The organism is Aquirufa sp. HETE-40SA (genome assembly GCF_054558635.1).
The window spans coordinates 430,733-451,385 of record NZ_JBPXKN010000003.1; the positions used below are offsets into that span (position 1 = coordinate 430,733).

The 20,653-nt window shown below is 44.4% G+C and carries 17 protein-coding genes; 4 read left to right on the forward strand and 13 right to left on the reverse strand.

The genetic code is table 11. The annotated features are described in order from the left end of the window. Position 1 precedes the first annotated feature (1 nt). Both nagA and ggt read right to left on the reverse strand, forming a co-directional pair. Positions 2-1,072 carry an N-acetylglucosamine-6-phosphate deacetylase gene (gene nagA, locus ACRZ9O_RS09900; RefSeq protein WP_459458747.1) on the reverse strand — a complete coding sequence of 357 codons (1,071 nt, stop codon included), beginning with the start codon at positions 1,070-1,072 and terminating at the stop codon, positions 2-4. A 2-nt stretch (positions 1,073-1,074) separates the two neighbouring features. Further along, positions 1,075-2,763, reverse strand: a complete 1,689-nt coding sequence (gene ggt / locus ACRZ9O_RS09905; RefSeq protein ID WP_459458749.1) for a gamma-glutamyltransferase — start codon at positions 2,761-2,763, stop codon at positions 1,075-1,077. Positions 2,764-2,878: 115 nt separating this feature from the next. On the opposite strand from ggt, the gene ACRZ9O_RS09910 reads away from it, so the two are divergent. Together ACRZ9O_RS09910 and ACRZ9O_RS09915 are read left to right on the forward strand one after the other, a co-directional pair. Next, complete coding sequence (locus ACRZ9O_RS09910) at positions 2,879-3,394, forward strand: hypothetical protein (protein WP_459458751.1); 516 nt, start codon at positions 2,879-2,881, stop codon at positions 3,392-3,394. Positions 3,395-3,397: 3 nt separating this feature from the next. After that, on the forward strand, positions 3,398-3,559 hold the full coding sequence (locus tag ACRZ9O_RS09915; RefSeq protein WP_459458753.1) for a hypothetical protein: 162 nt from the start codon (positions 3,398-3,400) through the stop codon (positions 3,557-3,559). 42 nt (positions 3,560-3,601) lie between these two features. Here ACRZ9O_RS09915 and ACRZ9O_RS09920 read toward each other — a convergent pair whose 3' ends face one another. The 7 genes from ACRZ9O_RS09920 to rpsA all read right to left on the reverse strand — a co-directional run bounded on the left by ACRZ9O_RS09920 (position 3,602) and on the right by rpsA (position 14,162). Further along, positions 3,602-6,973, reverse strand: a complete 3,372-nt coding sequence (locus tag ACRZ9O_RS09920; protein WP_459458867.1) for an efflux RND transporter permease subunit — start codon at positions 6,971-6,973, stop codon at positions 3,602-3,604. A 64-nt stretch (positions 6,974-7,037) separates the two neighbouring features. Beyond that, positions 7,038-8,147: an efflux RND transporter periplasmic adaptor subunit gene (locus tag ACRZ9O_RS09925; RefSeq protein ID WP_459458755.1), complete on the reverse strand. Its 1,110-nt coding sequence runs from the start codon at positions 8,145-8,147 to the stop codon at positions 7,038-7,040. Positions 8,148-8,154: 7 nt separating this feature from the next. Beyond that, complete coding sequence (locus tag ACRZ9O_RS09930) at positions 8,155-9,498, reverse strand: TolC family protein (protein WP_459458756.1); 1,344 nt, start codon at positions 9,496-9,498, stop codon at positions 8,155-8,157. Next, on the reverse strand, positions 9,495-10,097 hold the full coding sequence (locus ACRZ9O_RS09935) for a TetR/AcrR family transcriptional regulator (protein ID WP_459458757.1): 603 nt from the start codon (positions 10,095-10,097) through the stop codon (positions 9,495-9,497). Before ACRZ9O_RS09935 ends, ACRZ9O_RS09930 begins: the two co-directional genes overlap by 4 nt. A 102-nt stretch (positions 10,098-10,199) precedes the next feature. After that, a complete protein-coding gene (locus ACRZ9O_RS09940) occupies positions 10,200-10,709 on the reverse strand; it encodes a cupin domain-containing protein (protein WP_459458758.1) in 510 nt (169 codons plus the stop codon). A 65-nt stretch (positions 10,710-10,774) separates the two neighbouring features. Beyond that, entirely contained in the window at positions 10,775-12,208 is a 1,434-nt protein-coding gene (locus ACRZ9O_RS09945; protein WP_459458759.1) for a Gfo/Idh/MocA family protein, read from the reverse strand. Between the two features lie 109 nt (positions 12,209-12,317). Next, positions 12,318-14,162, reverse strand: coding sequence for a 30S ribosomal protein S1 (gene rpsA, locus ACRZ9O_RS09950; RefSeq protein ID WP_459458760.1), 1,845 nt, complete (start codon positions 14,160-14,162; stop codon positions 12,318-12,320). Between the two features lie 208 nt (positions 14,163-14,370). Here rpsA and ACRZ9O_RS09955 point away from each other — a divergent pair, with 208 nt between their 5' ends. After that, the gene (locus ACRZ9O_RS09955; RefSeq protein WP_459458761.1) at positions 14,371-15,423 is read left to right on the forward strand and encodes an aldose epimerase family protein; all 1,053 of its coding nucleotides are present in this window, start codon (positions 14,371-14,373) and stop codon (positions 15,421-15,423) included. On the opposite strand, the gene mazG is transcribed toward ACRZ9O_RS09955, so the two are convergent. Together mazG and ACRZ9O_RS09965 are read right to left on the reverse strand one after the other, a co-directional pair. Then, entirely contained in the window at positions 15,420-16,205 is a 786-nt protein-coding gene (mazG, locus tag ACRZ9O_RS09960; RefSeq protein WP_459458762.1) for a nucleoside triphosphate pyrophosphohydrolase, read from the reverse strand. The genes ACRZ9O_RS09955 and mazG overlap by 4 nt on opposite strands. Before the next feature lies 1 nt (position 16,206). Continuing rightward, complete coding sequence (locus ACRZ9O_RS09965) at positions 16,207-17,064, reverse strand: glycoside hydrolase family 16 protein (RefSeq protein ID WP_459458763.1); 858 nt, start codon at positions 17,062-17,064, stop codon at positions 16,207-16,209. 71 nt (positions 17,065-17,135) lie between these two features. Between ACRZ9O_RS09965 and uvrB the strand changes: the two genes are divergently transcribed. Next, positions 17,136-19,154, forward strand: coding sequence for an excinuclease ABC subunit UvrB (gene uvrB, locus ACRZ9O_RS09970; RefSeq protein ID WP_459458764.1), 2,019 nt, complete (start codon positions 17,136-17,138; stop codon positions 19,152-19,154). Here uvrB and ACRZ9O_RS09975 read toward each other — a convergent pair. Both ACRZ9O_RS09975 and pxpB read right to left on the reverse strand, forming a co-directional pair. Next, entirely contained in the window at positions 19,125-19,988 is an 864-nt protein-coding gene (locus ACRZ9O_RS09975; protein ID WP_459458765.1) for a 5-oxoprolinase subunit C family protein, read from the reverse strand. The genes uvrB and ACRZ9O_RS09975 overlap by 30 nt on opposite strands. Then, positions 19,985-20,614 carry a 5-oxoprolinase subunit PxpB gene (pxpB, locus tag ACRZ9O_RS09980; RefSeq protein WP_459458767.1) on the reverse strand — a complete coding sequence of 210 codons (630 nt, stop codon included), beginning with the start codon at positions 20,612-20,614 and terminating at the stop codon, positions 19,985-19,987. The genes ACRZ9O_RS09975 and pxpB overlap by 4 nt, the downstream gene beginning before the upstream one ends. Positions 20,615-20,653 lie beyond the last annotated feature (39 nt).

Below are 20,653 nucleotides of genomic sequence, written 5' to 3' on the forward strand. Positions count from 1 at the left end.
CCTAATATAATAAGGCTTTTCCATCGTACCAAACCTGAACCACCTCTAAAGATGGATTCAGCTCAACTAAGCAAGCACGTTTTCCTACTTCAATGCTACCTAAATCAGTTAATTTTGCCACTTCTGCCGGATAAACGGTCGCCATTCGAATCGCCTCTTCCAGAGGAATCGACGCCTGCCTAACGCAATTTTGAATCGCCTCGATCATTGTTAAAGAAGAGCCCGAAAGTACCCCCGCCTCATTTGTGAAACGACCATTTTGGGATAAAAAAGAATAGGGGCCAGAGGTATCATTCGTCACCGCATCTGTAATCAAAAATAGGCGACCCTTCTTCAATCGGTAGGCAATTTCCAGCGATTTATAATCGCAATGCAAACCGTCTGCAATAATGCTGGTCCACGCTTCCGACTGAAAGCTAGCACCCACTAATCCTAGGGCGCGCGATTGCCATTGTGACATCGCATTAAACAGGTGGGTAATGCGCGAAACGCCATTATTGACCGCCTCGATCGCCTGCTCAAAAGTCGCGTCGCTATGTCCTAAAGAGCACATGATGCGACTGTCCATCAATAAGGAAAGCTCCTCAGCGCTAAACATTTCTGGTGCGATAGTCAAGTAAGTCGGAATTCCTTTCGTACGCTCGATAAGCTCCGCAAGAAAGTCAATGGATGGTTTTTGGACCAATTCCTCATTATGAGCCCCTCTTCTGACCGGATTAAAAAAGGGACCTTCTAGATGCAATCCCACTAACCCGGGACCTGTATAGTTTTTATACGCGTCGATCGCCTTCCACATCGTCTGTGCAGGGGAGCAGTTCAGCGTAATTTGAAACGCAACCGTGCCTGTTTTGTGGTGCTCGTCAAAAGTAGCCTGAATCGACTCTGTTGTCTGGTGATTCGAGAACAAGATGCCTCCGCCACCATAGATTTGTAAATCGATAAAACCGGGAACAAGGAAGTTTTCAGACGCCACGCCATGTCCGTCTGAAATAGCCGAAATGCGACCATTCGTTACGGAAATTTCTTTGTTTTCTAGCCATTCGTGGCCCGTGAAAATGCGGCTTGCAAACATCCTTAATATCCTGTTGCTTGACCGTCTTTTCTCGATTCTGTCGCACCATAATATACCTTGCGAATCGGATCGTATTTAATGCATTGGTAGCCACCATAGATGCCGTTCATATAGCCAACTTGGTGTCCTTTTTGCAATAAATCGCGAATGACTTCATACGGATAACCGTGTTCTAGGGTAATCATACCGCCTGTCGTTTCCATCGTTTCGCCCGTTGGTTCTGAAGACCCTTCATGGTTCATACGAGGGTAATCGCCTGCTTCTTGTACGTTCATGCCAAAATCCACCACGTTCATCACAATCTGCACATGGCCCATCGGCTGGTACGCGCCACCCATCACGCCAAAACTCATCACCGGCTGACCATCCTTCGTCATAAACGCCGGAATGATCGTCTGGAATGGTCTTTTACCCGGCGCATACGTATTATTCTCGCCCTCTTTCAAGTTGTATAATTCGCCTCGATCTTGGAACATGAAGCCTAAACCATCCGGTATCATACCCGATCCAAATCCTCTGTAATTACTCTGAATCAAGGACACCATATTGCCATCCTTATCCGCGACAGTCAAGTAGATGGTATCCCCCTCTTTCAAAGCTGGATTTCCCGCCTCGTAATGGCGACCGGCACGATTCGGATTGATCAACGCCCGGCGCTTCGCGCCGTACTCTTCTGAGATGAGTTCCGCTACCGGAATTTTAGCAAACTCTGGATCTGCATAGTATTTTGCGCGGTCTTCGAACGCTAGTTTTTTGGCCTCTGTAAACAAGTGTACGTGCTCCGCAGAACCCAGTTTTATTCTGGAAAAATCATAGCCCTCTAAAATCGTTAACATCTGCAAAGCCGCGATCCCCTGGCTATTTGGTGGCAATTCCCACACATCATATCCGCGGTAATTCACTGAAACCGGCTCCACCCAAGTGGACGTGTGCGAAGCTAAATCCTCATAGCTCAAAAACCCGCCATTCTTCTTCATAAACGCGTCCATCGTCCGCGCCATATCGCCTTTGTAAAAGGCATCACGTCCCTCTTTTCCTAGTTTTTCTAAGGTATTCGCTAAGTTCGGGTTCTTGAAAATATCCCCCTCTACCGGCGGCTTCCCATTTGGATAATAATGGTTAGCGACGTTCGGGAACTTACCATAAGCTGCAGGTACGCGCGCTAATGCGGAAGCAAATTCGCCATGCACCGGAAAGCCATTGCGCGCATAGGAAACCGCTTTTTCCAACACTTTATTCATCGGCATTGAACCGAATTTCTTATGTAATTCAAACCAGGCATCCACACATCCTGGCACACTAACAGGCAGTGGACCCAGCGAAGGAATGTGTGTCAGCCCGCGCTTTTTAAACTCCGCTAATGTCAGCGATTTGGGCGATCTCCCGGAACCATTAATCCCATATAATTTCTTTGTTTTCGCATCCCAAACAATGGCAAACAAATCCCCTCCTATCCCATTTACGTGCGGCTCCACCACGCCTTCCATCGCATTCGCGGCAATGGCAGCATCGATCGCATTTCCCCCGGCTTTCAGCACATCAAGTGCGGCCTGAGTTGACAATGGATGTGAGGTAGCGGCCATCCCGTTTTGGGCAATGGCCTGTGAGCGAGTCGCCCAAACTTTACCATACGGACGATCTTGCGCCTGAGTTAAAAGGGGCAAGCAAAGGAGTAGGAGTAATTTCTTCATGTTATTGATTTTGAAACGGTAAATTAGGGAATGACGACTTTAAATGCAATTATCAGGTAACTTATAAAAAAGGACAGCAGTAAAATTCAGACCTTAAAGATCTCTACCTTTCAAAATGAGAAATAGAATACTAGTTGAGGCGGATTTTATCATCGATAAACTAACAAAGTCGATTGAAGAAGTTGCTACGGGACAAAGTAAAGCCACGCTGATCGTACCGTTGAAATTTACGGATTTAATAGGTTTAATTTGGCAGTTTGATTGGATGCTAGAATTGGAGCAAGAAAGCCATTTTGTATATAAATTGGTTACCGAAAGTAATCCGAATTTAATTCAAGGTTTAATTTGTTTCGAGCGAAAACCTGATCATATTTACATTCATCTACTTGAAAGTTCTTCTTTCAATAAAGGAAGTCAAAAACAGTTTTTGGGTGTTGCAGGGAATCTAGTTGCCTATGCTTGCAAACAATCATTTCATTTCGGTAACGATGGCAATGTTTCCTTCATTGCAAAAGAACAACTGATTGATCATTACGAGAGGTCCATTGGGGCTTTTCACTTTGGTAATAGGAGGATGATTATTAATACGAATGCAGCTAAAAAATTAGTTAACCAGTATTTTAATTCTTAACCTATGAAACCGACAAAAATACGTTTAGAAGTGGACCAAATAGGCGGAAATGGTAGCCTCTCCGCTTCGGATGAAAAAATGATAAGCCATTATATTCGAGCTCAAAATAAGACGCTAAAACCTTTAACAAAACCATTACCCATTGCAAAAACAAAAAACCCCTAGACCTTAGCCCAGGGGTTTCTGCATTCTTGAACCCAATCTAATTTACACTGCTTTTGTAAACCATTTCTGCTTGATACGCTCCGAGATGTAATACATACATGGAACGATTATAAGGGTTAAAACGGTTGAGAACGTTAATCCGAAGATGATCGTCCAAGCTAAGATTCCCCAGAATACCGCGGAATCAGAACCGATGAAGATATGTGGATTTAATTCCGTGAATAGCGTTACGAAGTCGATGCTTAAGCCTAATGCTAAAGGAATCAAGCCTAATACTGCCGCCGAAGCTGTCAACAATACTGGAGTTAAACGAATACCACCCCCTTCAATGATCGCCTCTTTCAAGTCGTAACCACGCTTGAAGCGAAGCTCCTCGATGAACTCGATCAAAAGGATACCATTCTTTACAACGATACCCGCTAGGGCGATGATACCTACGCCGGACATAATCACAGAGAAAGTCATACCGAAAGCCATGAATCCTAATAACACCCCGATTAGTGATAACAAGATCGTCGCGAAGATGATTAATGGTTTCACCGCAGAGTTAAATTGCGTAGCAAGGATTAAGTAGATTAACACCAAAGCCGCAAGGAAGGCAATTCCAAGGAAGGTACCTGATTCTTTTTGGTCCTCTTGTTCTCCACCCATGCGAATGGTATAGCCTTGTGGTACTTCGATTGCTTCGAAAAGGCTGGTTAATTCCCCTACGATTTCATTTGCGTTATAGCCTTGAATCACATCAGAACCGAGGGTTATGACACGCTCTTGGTTTTTACGATTAATCTGGCTGAAAGAAGTGGCGTAGCGAATATCGGCGATTGAATTCAATGGCACTTGGCGCAAGGCGCCGCCCATGTTCATATCGCGGTAAGTAATATTCAATTGCAATAATTTTTCGATTTGGTTGCGAGAATCTCCTTTTAAACGCAATTGGATAGGATATTCATCTTTCGCATCACGGAATTTCGAGATTTCGGAGCCGAATAAACCCGTACGCACCGCCATCGCCACTTGTGCAGACGAAATGCCCTCGCGAGATGCTTTTTCGCGATTTACATCGATGATGATTTCAGGCTTGTTCGTTACTAAGTCTGACTTCAATTCTTGTATACCTTGGATGCCAGCCTTTGTGATGGCTCCACGTACCTTTTTTTCTAAATCTTGTAAAACAACGAAGTCATCTCCCGCGATTTCGATCGAGATTGGCTTACCTGTCGGCGGGCCATTGTTCTCGCGTTCGATAGCAAGCTCGACACCGGCTAAAGGGTTTTTGGCAAAATCTGCTTGAATCTTACTCAACACCTCTCCTGTCTTAATGCCACCGCGTAATTGCAATTTCTCGAAAGCAATTGTCACCTTACTCTTGTGAGGTGTAGGCCCACGGTCTGGCTGCATCGGATCCCCTGCATTTTTACCCACGTTTGAAATGACCGAGTTTACGATTTTTCCATAGCCCTCTTTTTGAATAAAAGTAGACACGCGCTTCTCGATTATTTTCGTCATGGAATCCGTTACGACCGCATCGGTTCCGATCGGATTTTTGGCATAAATATAAATGTAATCCGGATCACCTGAAGGGAAGAAAACCACCTTAGGCTTCACCACACCCATTAGAGCGATCGTTACAATTAGTAAAACGAATGCAGAAATAGTCGCATAAATCGGACGTTTCCCCATCAAAACCCACGAGATTAACTTGCGGTAATTGGTTTTAAAGTTTGGTAAAGTCTTCTCTTGGAATGGCACAATCCATTTCGGTGTGATCACAAAGTGATTAAACACGTACAGAATAATGCAAAGAATGAAGAAGTTTCCAAAGCCAAAGTGGCCTAAGCCAAAGCCCATCACGTAACCGAATACCGCCAAACTCAATAAGATAAATACGGTGCGACGGATATCCGAGAATTTCGGGTTCTTCACATCGTTCACCTCTTCATCGTGTCGTTTCATAAACGTAATCGCGAACACTGGGTTCATGACATAAGCCACAAATAGCGACGCAAAAAGCGTAATGATTAACGTGATAGGCAGGTATTTCATAAACTCGCCCACGATACCTGGCCAGAAAAGCAAAGGCAAGAAAGGAGAAATGGTCGTTAACGTACCCGATAATACCGGAATAAATACTTCTGATGCGGCTAATTTAACCGACTCCGTAATGGTCAATTTCTTGAAGTTATTGAACAAACGGTGGGCATTCTCGATCACCACAATCGCATCATCCACCACGATACCAAGTCCTAAAAGGAATCCAAAAAGAACGATGGTATTTAAGCTGAAGTCTAATGACGGCATAAACAAGAAGGTCAATAAAGCCGACAAAGGCACCGATAATCCGACGAATACCGCATCTCTAACGCCCATGAAGAACATCAATACGATCACCACGAAAAGGAAACCTAGAATAACGGTATTAATTAAATCTGCTAAATCGCCACGCGTACGCTCTGATTGATCCGCTGTGGTAGTTACGGTTAATCCTTCTGGGAAACGATTTTCTTTGTATTCTTCAATCGTCTTTTCGATGCGGTCTGCTGCCTCGATTAGGTTAGCTCCTCCACGCTTAATGACGTTCAAGGTAATAACGGACTTGTTATTCAAACGGGCAAAATCTTGCTTCTCTTCGTAGCTATCAATCACCTCAGCCACATCCTTTAAACGGACACGAGCACCTGTAGAAGAACCGATCATCAGATTGCCTAATTGTTCCACAGCTTTGAATTCACCAGTCACCCGAAGGGAACGACGAACGCCATCTACGGCTAAATCACCACCCGAAATGTTCACGTTCTCACCTTGAACAGCTGATTGAATATCATAGAAAGTCAAACCATAACTCTGCATCTTGTACAAATCTAGGTTGATTTGAATCTCTCTTTTCAATGCACCGATGATGTCTACGCGGTTAATTTCCGGCATGCCCTCGATTTCATCCTGCAAGTCCTCCGCATATTTCTTCAACTTGTCGAGTGGATAATCCCCCGCGATGTTGATGTTCATAATAGGAAACTCAGAGAAGTTGACCTCAGCCACAGAAGGCTCACGTGTCAAGTCTTTTGGTAAATCTGCAATCGCTTTATCCACCGCATCTTGTGTTCGTTGCTTCGCGATAGGGACGGAGACATCGGTGTTGAATTCAACAATAATGACTGAAACATCCTGCAAGGCGTTCGACTTCACGCGTTTTACACCCGTGATTGATTTGATTTGTTTTTCGATCGGTTTGTTGATCGTGTTTTCGATATCTGAGGGAGTCGTTCCAGCGTACACCGTTTGGATGACCATTTGTGGCACCACGATGTCCGGGAATTGTTCCTTAGGTAAGCTCGAATAGATTCCCATCCCCGCCACAAAAATGATGAACGTGAAGATGTAAACTGTCGTGCGGTTTTGGGCTAACCAGCCCACCATGTTATAGATCAAGCCTTTGCCTTCTGGCAATTGCTCATTTTTGATATTTTTTTCCATTATCTACTTAGAAAGAGATGGCTGTACCATCCACTAAATCTTGAAATCCTTGTGTAATAAGTGAATCGCCTGCCTTTAATCCCTCTGTGATCTCAGCTTGACCATTGTAGGTTAATCCGACAGTAACTAGGCGAGAACGCGCTATTTTTTTACCGTTTTCTTCTACCGCTACATATACAAGATTACCTTTTTCGGTCTTTTGGATGATGTTTTCGCTGATTACGATGGCGTTCTTCTTTGAAGTATCGTTGATGTTAATCACCGCTAATAAGTTCGGCTTTAACTCGCCACCTGCATTCGGGATGCGGGCTTCGATGTCGAATGTACGTGTTAATGGATTAACGATTTTAGAAACTAAAGAGATGCGCGCCTTTAATTCCTTGTTTAAATCAGGGAATTTGATGTTGATCTCGTCGCCCTGCTTCACCGTTCCTACATAAGAATCAGCGATTTTAGCAGAGATTTTCAAGTTGCCTAAGTTGACGATTTGAACGATAGGGACACCTGGAGCACCCATTTCGCCTGCTTTTTGGCGCACTAATTCGATAGTTCCAGCAATAGGAGCCGTTACGCGTGATAAGCCTAATTGCGCTTTCAAGGTTACGATTCTTTTTTCCAAAGATTCCATGTTCGACTTCGCGCTCAAGTATTGAACCTCTGTTCCGATTTGCTGATCCCAAAGCGCTTTCTGCTTCGTAAAGATGGTCTTCGCTAACGATAATTGCTGGCGAACCTCTTCTAATGACTCTTTTAAGATGTTGTTGTCCAAAGTCGCAATCAATTGTCCTTTTGAAACTGATTGGCCTGCAACTACTGGCAAGGTTAAAATCACACCACCTGTTTGTGGGCTTACTAAAACCGTGTTTTCTGCTACGACATTTCCTTGCGCCTCTACGAAGTGCTGGAAATTTTGAGCCACTAAAGGACTCACGCTTACCGCGATTACTTTCGCTACCGCTTGATCCGTAGGCTTACCTACTTCTTTTTCTAAAGCAGCGATTTTCGCCTGGATTTCTTTTTCCTGGGTCTTTAACTCAGCTAATTCTTGCTTCTTGTCCTTTGATCCGCAGGCTGCGAATAAAATGATTCCACTTAGGAGGATGGCTATTTTTTTCATGTTTCTATTAGTCTATGTATAGTGTACCGTTTGCTTTTTCTAATTCAACTTTAGCTACTAAGGCATTGTAAAGTGCCGTAAAGTAGTTTGCTTGTGATTCTTTGATGGATGACTCTGCGTTCAAAACTTCTAAGTTTGAACCCACCCCTTGTTGGTATTTTACGCGCGTCACACGAGAAATCTCATTCGCTAAATCTAGGTTCGCTTTTTGTTCTTTCATGGATTCCAAAGCGTTCTTCATCGTAATGCTCGCCTGAGAACGTTGCAAGTCGATGGACGATTTTAATAAACCGTAAGACTGGCGAACCTTTTGCAAATTGTTAGCCGATTGAATGGCTTTGTATTTTTTTGAATAACCGTCAAAAATAGGGATCTGTAATGCTACCGAGATGGCCGCGTTGTCGAACCATTGTTTGGTTAACAAATCACCAAAAGCATTCGCACCCGCATTATAACCGTAGTTTGCGTTCATTACTAAACGAGGCAAATAACCCGCCTTAATACTCTTTAAATCTAGTTCTGCTAAGTTTTCCTGCGTTTGCAAGATGGAATATTCGATGCGGTTTGCATAATTGAAATCCCCTGCTGCGTTTGTATTAAACGTGGCTAATTCCACCTTTTCTAAGCTTTCGCTTAAGCGAATAGGCTCTTCCATCGGGAAGCCCATTTGGAATTTTAACAAAGAATAGCTTAGTTCTTGCAAGCGATTCACATTTTCTAATTCTGTACGAAGGTTATTTGCTTGCACATCTAGACGCTGTACGTCAATCTTTTCCACAAATCCTTGCTTGTTCAGCTCACGCGTCTCCTTTAACAAGGTATCTAAACGAGCTACATTCAAAGCTAAAAGTCCTTGGCGTTTTTCGTTGACCAAAATTCCATAATAAGCCTTCGTCACATTCTCAGCCACTTGCTGCTTCGATTGCGTTAGTGATTTAACGGCTAAATCCTTGTATACGGAGGAAGCCTTTAAGCCTAATAGATAAGATCCGTCAAAAACCAATTGACTTAACCCCACGTTTGCGAATCCTGAATTATCCACACCGAATTTCGCTGCGATTAATTCTCCCTCTGCCGCTGCCGGATTAAATAATTTAGCTGGAATGAACGCACGCTGTAAGACGATATTGTTCGTTAAAGACACGGAACCATTCACTTGTGGCAGACCCATGGCTCTTATCTCGTTTACTTTCGCACCTGCATTCTGCAAGTCGATTTGGCTATTTTTCACTTGAACCTGGTGCGTGATCGCATAGTCTACCGCTTGCTTTAGGCTGTAGGTCTGTGCAGTGGCGGCCAGAGAGGTCAGTAAAAATAGACCGGCATAGATTTTTCTTAGGCGGATCATCATTTTAAATTGTTTTGGTAAGATGTATAAAGTGTTAGACCTTTTTCGGTCAAAATACCTCGCATGAAAATATCCATCAGCGTTAGCTGCGTGTCATACAAGGATAATTTGTTGTTAGGATAAAAATTAGGGTTGAAGGCTAAATCGACTTCGGCCATTCGCAAGCGGGCTAATAATTCGAAATCAATGTCATTTCTAAAATAGCCGAACTGGGCACCTTTCTTAAAGTCAGCGATCAAATTTTTATGAATGCATTTTTCGCCATGTTCGGTGAAAAGTTGATAAGCATTCGGGAAGTATTTTTGAATCTCATATAGTAGACGCGGATTCATCTGCATAAACAAATCCTTCGTCATTTCGAATGACTTGAAAATCTTTTCGATCACATTGGGGTAGAGTCTATCGAGTTCATCCCACTTCATATCATCCTGAATAATGAATGCTTGCACGACTTCGAATACCATCGAATCTTTATCCGGGAAATGTTGATAAATCGTTTTTTTCGAAATCCCTAATTCGCTCGCAATCGCATCCATCGTGACGGTCTTTACACCGTAGCGGAAGAATAATTGAGTTCCTTTTTCTAGAATACGCGATTTCATTTGCTTAACCCATTGATTAATTGGGAAGCAAAACTATGGAAACTTTTAGAGACTACAAAGTTTTCTTGTATTATTTTTAGATGACCGGTCTATTAAATTTGATTAACGGCCAAAATCATCCTGCAAGCGGACGATATCGGATTCATCCGAGGGATGCTCCACATCGGTATGTTGCCAGATCTCTGTCACCACACCCCAATTGTCTAAACCGACTAAACGATGTCGAGTACCTGTGGGCAAAGTGATTAACTCTTTCTCTTGATAAATACCCGGGGCAGACTGCTCATTCGTTTCCGAAATGACCACTCCCACAGGACCTGCATTCACCGTCCAAACTTCTGCTCTACGGAAATGGTACTGCCAAGACAAACGCTTCTCAGGCGCCACCACTAAAAACTTAGGGCTTAGCTTCTGCGTGATTTGAATAGCGTCCATTGAAAGCTGTGGGAAGAATTGCGCTGCGAATTTTGCTGCTTGCGATTCGTCTAAAACAAAGAAACCTCCCCAAGGGCGGTTGTGGTCTTTGTCGATAATCGTATAACCTTGGGAAAGGATGTAAGCTTCGACTTGTGCGAAAACTTCAGAAACAGGAGTGGATGCGCTAAAATTCATAGCACAAAAATAAAAAAAAGACGGGAGAGCATCCCGTCTTTTTTAATCTAATTATCGAATGGCTTTTAAAGAGTCCAGCCGTTGCGGTATTCGCGTCTCACGAATTGGTTTGCCGCATCGAAGTTCGTGATGCGCATGTTCGCTGCATCCCACTCCAGTTTTTGGCGACCTACAAATTTTGCATTACGACCATCACCTTCACGTAACATGTAAGAACGAATGGCAATGTTACCCATTAAAACAGATTCTGTAAATGGAGCCGCGTAATCAAATGGAGAACTTACTTCCATATTGCCGAAACCAGCCTTACAAGCCTCTACCCATTGGGTATTGTGACCGTTATCCCCGCCTTTCACACGCGCTAAGCTTGCTTTAGGAAGTTCTGATTCATCTACGCGCTTTCCGTTTTTAAATACTTTAGGATACATACCATACGTTCCGCAGGTCATGATACCTTTTGTACCGATTAAAATCACACCATTTGAACCATCTGGATCACCAATTACTTCCGAAGATGGAATTCCATCTGGATGCGGTGCCCGAAGACCACCGTCAAACCAAGTCAATTTCACTGGGGAATTATTTTTCTTCGAAGGACCATAGTGTAAAGTCACCATCGAACTAGGAGGGCATCCTTCTGGAATGTATTCTGGTGTCCAATCTTGCAAGAAGACAGAACCTACCGAACATTCTACATCGATTGCATCACGGATACCTAATACTTTGAAAGGAGGATCTAATAAGTGACATCCCATATCGCCTAAGGCACCTGTACCATAATCCCACCATCCTCTCCATTTGAATGGAAGTAAAGCGGGGTTATATTCTCTGTATTTCGCAGGTCCTAACCAAAGATCCCAATCTAACTCTGCCGGTGCTGGAGATCCAGCAGCAGGGTAAGCGATTCCTTGTGGCCATACGGGACGATTCGTCCAAACATACACTTCTTTCACTTTTCCAATCGCACCACCATCGAACCACTCCATCATTTGACGAACACCGTCACCTGATGAACCTTGGTTACCCATTTGCGTCACGACTTTCATCTCTCTCGCTTTCTCGCCTAAAAGACGCGCCTCGTAGATATCGTGAGTTAAGGGTTTTTGAACGTATACGTGTTTCTTACGACGCATAGCTTCCATCGCAATCGTTGCGTGGGTATGATCAGGCGTAGAAACAATCACCGCATCTACATTGCTACCTTCTTTATCTAAGGCTGCACGGAAATCGCGGTAAATGTTTGCTTTAGGAAGGTCTTTTTTGATTCGTACGATTTGACGATCATCTACATCGACAATAGCGACGATGTTTTCTGCCCCTTTGTTATATGAGTTCATGATATCGCTGTAGCCTTTTCCGCCACCGCCGACACCCATGATGTTTAATTTGTCTGAAGGAGCAGTATACCCTTTGCCCAGCACGTGGCGCGGTACAATGTAGAAACTGGCTGCGGCTAATCCGGCTTTTTGCAGGAAGTTCCGTCTTGAAGTGTTACTCATGGTTGTTAGGTTTAAATGATGGGATGTAAGTTTGGAAAAAAAAAGCAAAAAACAAAAAAAAGGGGTCAGCTTTCGCTAACCCCTCTCAGTATAGAACAGGTGAATACTTCTACTCAGCTTTTTTAGAGGATTTCTTCTCTAATTTTTTAATCGCTTGTTCTCTCTCAGCGCCTTCCATTTGCTCTTTTAAAGCAGATAATGCACCGATATCGCCCATAGTCGATTTCTCAGCTGATACAGTTGCTGTTTTCTCAGCAGACTTAGTTGCTTTCTTCTTCTCTGGTTTTGCCGCAGCAGCATCAGCCGCTACTTCTTCAGCCGTAGCTGCAGTGAAGGTACGTGTGTGAGATAAGATGATCTTACGCTCTTCTTTGTGGAATTCTGTTACCACGAAGTCTAACGCCTCACCTACCTCAGCTACTGACTCATCTGCCTTTGTTAACTGCTTCAAAGGAGCTAATCCTTCGATACCGTATGGCAATTCTAAAACACCGAACTTCTCGTTTTTAGAGATGATCGTTGCTTTCTGAGTTGAACCTAAAGTGAACACACTTTCAAATGTATCCCAAGGGTTTTCCTCTAATTGTTTGTGACCTAAAGCTAAACGACGGTTTTCCGCGTCTAATTCGATTACGATAACATCTAAAGAATCACCTACTTTAACGAATTCAGATGGGTGCTTGATTTTCTTCGTCCAAGACAAGTCAGAAACGTGAACTAAACCGTCGATTCCTTCTTCTAATTCTAAGAATAAGCCGAAGTTAGTTAAGTTACGAACCGTTCCTTTGTGCTTCGTACCGATTGCGTATTTCGCTAATAAATCAGTCTTAGTCCAAGGATCTTCTGTTAATTGCTTGATACCTAAAGACATCTTGCGCTCAGCACGATCTAATGTTAACACCACTGCTTCCATTTCGTCGCCTACCTTCAAGAAATCTTGTGGGTTACGTAAGTGTTGAGACCATGACATCTCAGACACGTGGATTAAACCTTCAACGCCTGGCAATACTTCTAAGAAAGCACCGTAATCAGCTACGTTAACGATTTTACCTTTTACTTTCGAACCTACTTCAGTTCCAGCAGCTAAAGCTTCCCAAGGGTGCGCTTGTAATTGCTTCATACCTAAAGAGATACGTTTTTTGTTTTCGTCGAAGTCTAATACCACCACTTGGATTTTTTGATCCAATTTCAATACCTCTTGTGGGTGGTTGATACGACCCCATGAGATATCTGTGATGTGAAGTAAACCATCTACACCACCTAAATCGATGAACACACCGAAATTAGTCATGTTTTTGATCACACCTTCTAGTACTTGACCTTTATCTAAGTTCGTTAAGATCGTTTGACGTTGAGCCTCTAGATCTTTCTCGATTAATACTTTGTGAGATACAACTACGTTGTCATTTGTGTGGTTGATTTTAACCACCTTAACCTCCATGTTTTTGCCTACGAAAATATCGAAGTCACGGATAGGCTTCACATCAATTTGAGAACCAGGTAAGAATGCCTCGATTCCAAAGATATCTACGATTAAACCACCTTTTGTACGGCGCTTAACGAAACCATTGATGATCGTATCTTCTTCTAAAGCTTTCTCGATGTTCGTCCATGCACCCATCACCTTAGCTAACTTACGTGACAACGTTAATTGTCCGTTTGCGTCTTCTTGGTTCTCGATGTATACTTCAACCTCGTCACCAGCTTTCAAATCCGGCATATCGCGGAATTCTGAAGCAGATACTAAACCATCAGATTTGAATCCAATGTTAATGATTACTTCACGGTCAGTCTTGCTTACCACAATACCTTTCACTACTTCCTTCTCAGTGACCGAGTTCAAGGTTGCTTCGATAGCAGCCTCCATTTTTTCTTTTTGCTCTGAAGTATAGTTACTACCGAAGCCTTTTCCTTCAACTAAATCCCAGTCGAAATCTTTTTTTACTTTTGACATAAATGAGTGCCCTTGTGGCTTTCGCCTACATCAACAAGCTGGGCTAACCTGCTGAAATTAAGTTTGAAACAATTTTTAAATTGGGGTGCAAAGCTACGAAGAATAATTTTATTTTCCATCTTTTGTGGTAAATTGACAGCACAAACCTAGTTAACCTATGAAATATTGCTTTTTAGCCCTTTTTTTCTTGTCCCAAAACCTATTTGCTATGTCTAATCCCGGAAAACCTTTCGGCCAAACGCCTGCAGGCGAGTCTGTTACCTTGTATACCTTGAAGAATGCTCACGGCATGGAAGTTCACATCATGAACTACGGAGGCATCATCCAAAAAATCCTAACCCCAGATCGCAATGGAAAAGTGGAAGATGTGGTGTTGGGTTTTGAGACTTTACAAGAATACATCAAAGACACACCCTACTTCGGAGCGATTGTCGGTCGATTCGGAAACCGCATCGCGAACGGAAAATTCACTTTAGATGGCAAGGAATATACTCTTGCTGCCCAAAACAACGGCCAACACCTCCACGGCGGCCTTGTCGGGTTCGACAAGAAAGTATGGAAAGTAGAAGCGGCCTCCGCGCAAAGCCTAAGCTTATCCTATGTTTCGAAAGATATGGAAGAGGGATTCCCCGGAAACTTAAGCGTTAAGATGACCTATACTTTATCGGAGGATAACGAAATAGGGATCTCTTATGAGGCCACCACAGATAAATCGACGGTATTGAACTTGAGTAATCACTCCTATTTTAACTTGAGCGGAAACGCGAAACGTGATATATTGAATCAAGAAGTGCAGATCGATGCCTCTCGTTTAGTGGCCGTGAATAAAGTGTTAATCCCCACGGGTGTGCTAATGCCAATCGCAGGAACCCCGTTTGATTTTACGAAGCCGCACGTTGTCGGTGATCGCATAAACGACACCTCATCAGAGCAGATTGTGTTAGGCGGAGGCTATGACCATTGCTGGGCGTTGGATAAACCTGCAGGTTCATATGCGAAAATGGCGACGGTGCACGATCCGGTTTCTGGTCGTAAAATGACCGTTTCTACAGACCAACCGGGGGTTCAGTTTTACACGGGGAATTTCCTAGATGGGCGTTTGACCGGAAAATACGGCGTGCAAATCACCAAGCGTCATGGACTTTGCTTAGAGACCGAGCATTTCCCGGATTCCCCTAATCAGCCTTCATTCCCTAGCACGGTATTGCGTCCAGGAGAAGTCTATAAAACGAAAACAGCCTATCAGTTTAGTGTGAACTAAAGCGTTTTCGCTTCGTTCCAGTAGATATCCATTTCTGCCAAAGTCATCTCGGAAAGCGCCTGGCCATTCTCCGCCGCGCGTTTTTCGAGGTGCTGGAAGCGCTTGATGAACTTCTTGTTCGTCCGCTCCACGGCTGTTTCGGGATTAATGTCGATGAATCGGGCAAAGTTCACGAGACTGAAGATCAAGTCCCCCAGTTCGCCCTCCGCCTCCGCCTTTCCGGCAGCATCGAGGTCTTTCCCCACAAAAGTCTCTTTGAATTCGCCCAGTTCTTCCTCCACCTTCTCCCACACCTGCTCTTTTTCTTCCCAGTCAAAACCCGCACCGCGCGCCTTTTCCTGTATCCGCATCGCTTTCACAAGCGCTGGAAGAGAACCTGGAACGCCGCCTAAAACGGACTTGTTCCCCTCTTTTAATTTTAAGGCCTCCCAGTTCTGCTTTACTTGCTCTTCTGTTTCAGCCACCACATCCCCATAGATATGCGGATGACGGCTGATGAGTTTTTCGCAAACCCCATGCAACACATCACTGACATCAAAAGCTCCTTTTTCGGAAACGATTTTGCTGTAGAAAACGAGGTGCAAAAAGATATCCCCTAATTCCTTCCGAATTTCGGTGAGGTCATTTTCCATAATCGCATCCGAAAGCTCGTAGGTCTCTTCGATGGTTAAATGGCGCAAAGACTCCAGCGTCTGCTTCTTGTCCCACGGGCATTTCTCCCGCAGGTCATCCATGATGACAAGTAAACGGTCGAAGGCCTCCGCGGCTTTAGGGTATTTCATACTAGGGGTTTAGGGCATACACGCGAATGTAGTCGATTTGGAATTTGTTCGGAAAGATCGTGTCATCCACGCCTTTTTGTCCGCCCCAGTCTCCACCGATCGCTAAGTTCATTAAGATATGTTGCTTCTTGTCAAAAGGCCATTGTTCCCAGTTGGTTTTCGGATTTTGGAATTCAAAATATAGTTTACCATCGATGTAGGATCGAATATAATCCGGCGTCCAGTCTATTCTGAAAAGATGAAATTCGGTATCCCATTTTTCTAAAATTGCCCTTGACGTCTTTTGAGTGTTAATCATGTGGTTATAGGCTTTGGTGTGAACACTGGCATGAATGATGCCTGGATCGTACCCTACATGTTCTAAAATATCGATCTCGCCATTGTCTGGCCAATACTGTTTTCCATAATCGGATTGACTAGCGAGCATCCAAATAGCTGCCCAATTACCTCGACCAGCTGGAATTTTTGCTCTAGCCTCCACACGGCCGTATAAAAAGTCATTTTTGCCTTTAGTCACCAGACGCGCAGAAGTATAATTTTTATTATCTAGCTTTTCTTTGATGGCCTCGATGGTTAAAACTCCATCCTCGATGTGCGCATTTTTGATGTTTGCTTTCGTATAATATTGTAGTTCATTATTTCCCCAGCCACTACCACCTTCATCATAGCCCCATTTCGCAGGATCTGGGAGACCATTTTTTTCGAATTCATCTGCCCAAAATGGGGTAGCAGAGAAGCTATATTCCTTAACCGGAACGGTCGGCAAGGTTTGAATAACCGTAGCTGGTTCAACAGCAGGTTCTTCTGATTTGCATGATAATGTGCACAGACTTAATAACAGGATAGATAGACGAAGCATATAAGGTTTGATTTTTGCCAAAAATAGTATTTCTCCCCGAATTATCCTCTCCATTATTCGTATATTTCGAGATGGATTTCAAACTCACTTCTTCTTACAAACCCACCGGTGATCAGCCGGAGGCGATTCGGCAATTAGTCGAAGGGGTTAACAAGGAAGAAGCTGCCCAAACTTTACTAGGTGTAACCGGTTCTGGAAAGACCTTCACTATCGCGAATGTGATTCAACAGGTAAATCGCCCAACCCTAATTTTGAGCCATAACAAAACACTCGCCGCCCAATTATACGGGGAATTCAAATCCTTTTTCCCAGAAAATGCGGTCGAATATTTCATCTCCTATTACGATTATTACCAGCCCGAGGCCTTCATCGCCTCCACGGGAACCTATATAGAAAAAGATCTCTCGATTAACCAGGAGATTGAAAAATTGCGTTTAGCGACGACCTCGTCATTGATGTCTGGCCGCCGCGACATTATTGTGATTGCCTCCGTTTCCTGTATTTACGGTATGGGGAATCCGGACGAATACCGAAATTCCATCATGCGTGTCGCCGTGGGAGACACGATCTCTCGTAACCAGTTTTTATTCCGCTTAGTAGAGATTCTCTATGCGCGGACCGAAGGGGAATTCTTGCGCGGAACCTTCCGTGTGAAAGGCGATACGGTGGATATTTTCTTAGCCTATGCGGATTTCGGGTATCGCTTCGTGTTTTTTGGCGATGAGATTGAGGAGATTCACCGCATCGATCCATGGACGGGAAAGAAGATCTCATCGGAGACGATGGTGGCTGTCTTCCCCGCAAACTTGTTCGTGACGGGACGTGAAACCCTGAACAACGCCATCTCCCATATTCAAGAAGATTTAGTCAATCAAATCTCCTATTTCGGTCGCGAGGGTCGTTTAACGGAAGCAGAACGTATTAAGCAGCGGACTGAGTTTGACTTGGAGATGATGCGCGAGCTAGGTTATTGCTCGGGGATCGAGAATTATTCTCGGTATTTTGACCAAAGAAAATCCGGCCAGCGTCCCTTCTGTTTATTAGACTTTTTCCCAGACGACTTCCTCATGGTGGTGGACGAAAGCCACGCCACCATGCCCCAAATCCGTGCGATGTACGGCGGCGACCGCTCCCGCAAAGAATCCTTGGTGGAATACGGTTTCCGTTTGCCTTCGGCGATGGACAACCGCCCTTTGAAATTCGATGAATTTGAAGACCTCATTGGCCAAACCATCTTCGTCTCCGCCACCCCATCCGACTACGAATTACGCCGCTCGGAAGGTGTCGTGGTCGAGCAGATTATTCGCCCTACCGGACTTTTGGACCCTTTAATCGAAGTACGTCCTACGAAAAACCAAATCGATAATTTACTGGAAGAGGTCTACGATCGCATCAAGAAAAACGAACGCGTATTAATTACCACGCTGACGAAACGGATGGCCGAAGAGCTGTCGAAATACCTCGACCGTGTGGGCATAAAATGCCAGTACATTCACTCCGAGGTGAAAACCCTCGAACGCGTCGAAATTCTCCGCAATTTACGCCTGGGCGTCATCGATGTATTAGTCGGGGTAAACTTGCTACGAGAAGGTTTGGACTTACCGGAAGTTTCCTTGGTTGCGATTATGGATGCGGACAAAGAAGGATTCTTGCGTGACATTCGATCACTGATTCAAACCATCGGTCGTGCGGCGCGTAACGAAAATGGAAAGGTGTTGATGTACGGGGATAAGATCACGGGTTCGATGGAGCTCGCGATTTCGGAAACGAATCGTCGCCGTGCTATCCAAACGGCTTATAATGAAAAGCATGGCATTACGCCTACCACAATTTGGCGTTCACATGACGAGATCATGGAGCAAACCTCCATCGCGGATCGCATGGCGAAACCCACAAAGAATTATACGATTCATCCGGATCAAGCGCCAGTCGCGGCAGATCCACTGTTAGCTTACATGAAGCCGGCGGAGCTCAAAAAGCAGTCCGAAACCATTCGAAAAGAGATGGAGAAAGCGGCGCGCGACCTCGATTTCCCATTAGCGGCACGTCTACGTGATGAATTAGTGGTGATCGAATCGATGTTGGCTTAATTTCAGCGCACACACATTTCTGACCTGTTGTAAATAATTCTGTTCGAGAATCCACTCGTATTCTGCTGTGGTAGGATCGGTTAACGTGAAGCGGAGGCTATCGCCAGGGCCTTTTTGGGCAAGACGTGGTAAATCCGCCGAAATCACGTGCGCAAAACGTGGGTATCCTCCCGTCGTTTGATGTCCCGCCATTAATACAACAAGCTGGCCAGAAGGCAATAACTGAATGGTGCCGGCCGTTACAGCAGTGGATAACATTGTCGAAGTGGAAACCGTTTTCAGCGGCTCTTGCATTAATTGATAGCCCATCCGGTTGGAGGTGGGCGAAATCGAAAACGCCTTGCTTAAAAATAACTGCTGCGAGCAAGCCTTAACCTGGTCCCATTCGCGCCCGCACAGAATCCGAATTGGCTCATCCGTGAACACATTTTCTGGGTTCATCGACCAAGGCAAGATCTTAACGCGGGAAACCTGTTCGTCTGTTAAAGGCCTGATGGCGATGTAAGTTCTTTGGCCTGAAACCGGCTTTTTACAACTCAAAATGGCTCCCGGCGGCACTTTGATGGGTTGATTCATCGGAACTTCCACATGATCAATACAGGCGGTAAAATCTGCCCCACAAATCGCTAGCAAAGTGCTCGTCTCGAACTGGTAAACGCCAGTCGGGAAGTGCATCTCTAGCGCCTTGTCGTATAGATCGTTTCCCACGAGTGCGTTCGCGATCTGTAAGGAAAAGGTATCCATAGCCCCTCCAGGAGGTATTCCTTCGTGCTGCAAACCATAGATTGGCAGGCTTAGCCAGGTATCCAATAAACCTTTTTTGATCAGCTTCATGTGGTTACGGGGATAAATCGTACGCGGTCGCCTGCTCTGAAATGAGGTATGCTATTCGTCCGCCCAATGATTTGCCAGCCACCTGGTGAAGTGCTGGGGTAAATGCCAGTTTGATTTCCGGCTAAACCGATGTCTCCGGCTTGTATCGTCATCGGTTTTTCCTTGCGGGATACCGTGATTCGCTCGTCTGTTAAACCCATGTAGGCGAAACCTGGAAGGAAGCCCAGGAAATAAACATGGTATATTTTTTCGCTGTGAATTTGAATGACTTCCGTTTCGCTGAGCCCACAGCTTTTTGCGACCGCTACTAAATCTGGACCTTCATATAAACAGGGAATTTCATGTAAACGGCCCTCTGGAATCACAGCTGAAAAGGATTCAGCTAATTTTGTTTCTATTAGGCTTTTCATTCCTGCCAAACCTTGAAACCTGCTCGCCACCACCCCTAAATCAAATACAATGGTCAAACTGGCATAGGCCGGAATTAAATCCAAGGTTCCTGGCAAAGGAAAGGACTGAAACTGATAAAACCGCCTCATGACCTCCTCGTGTCCGCTTTCATTGATTTCGTTACCGAATTCAATCGTTAGTGCGCTGTCGCCTAGTTCGTAGATTTGCGGATTCATGGGTTAAATTTCAAGGGTAATTTAGTATTTTTAGGCAAA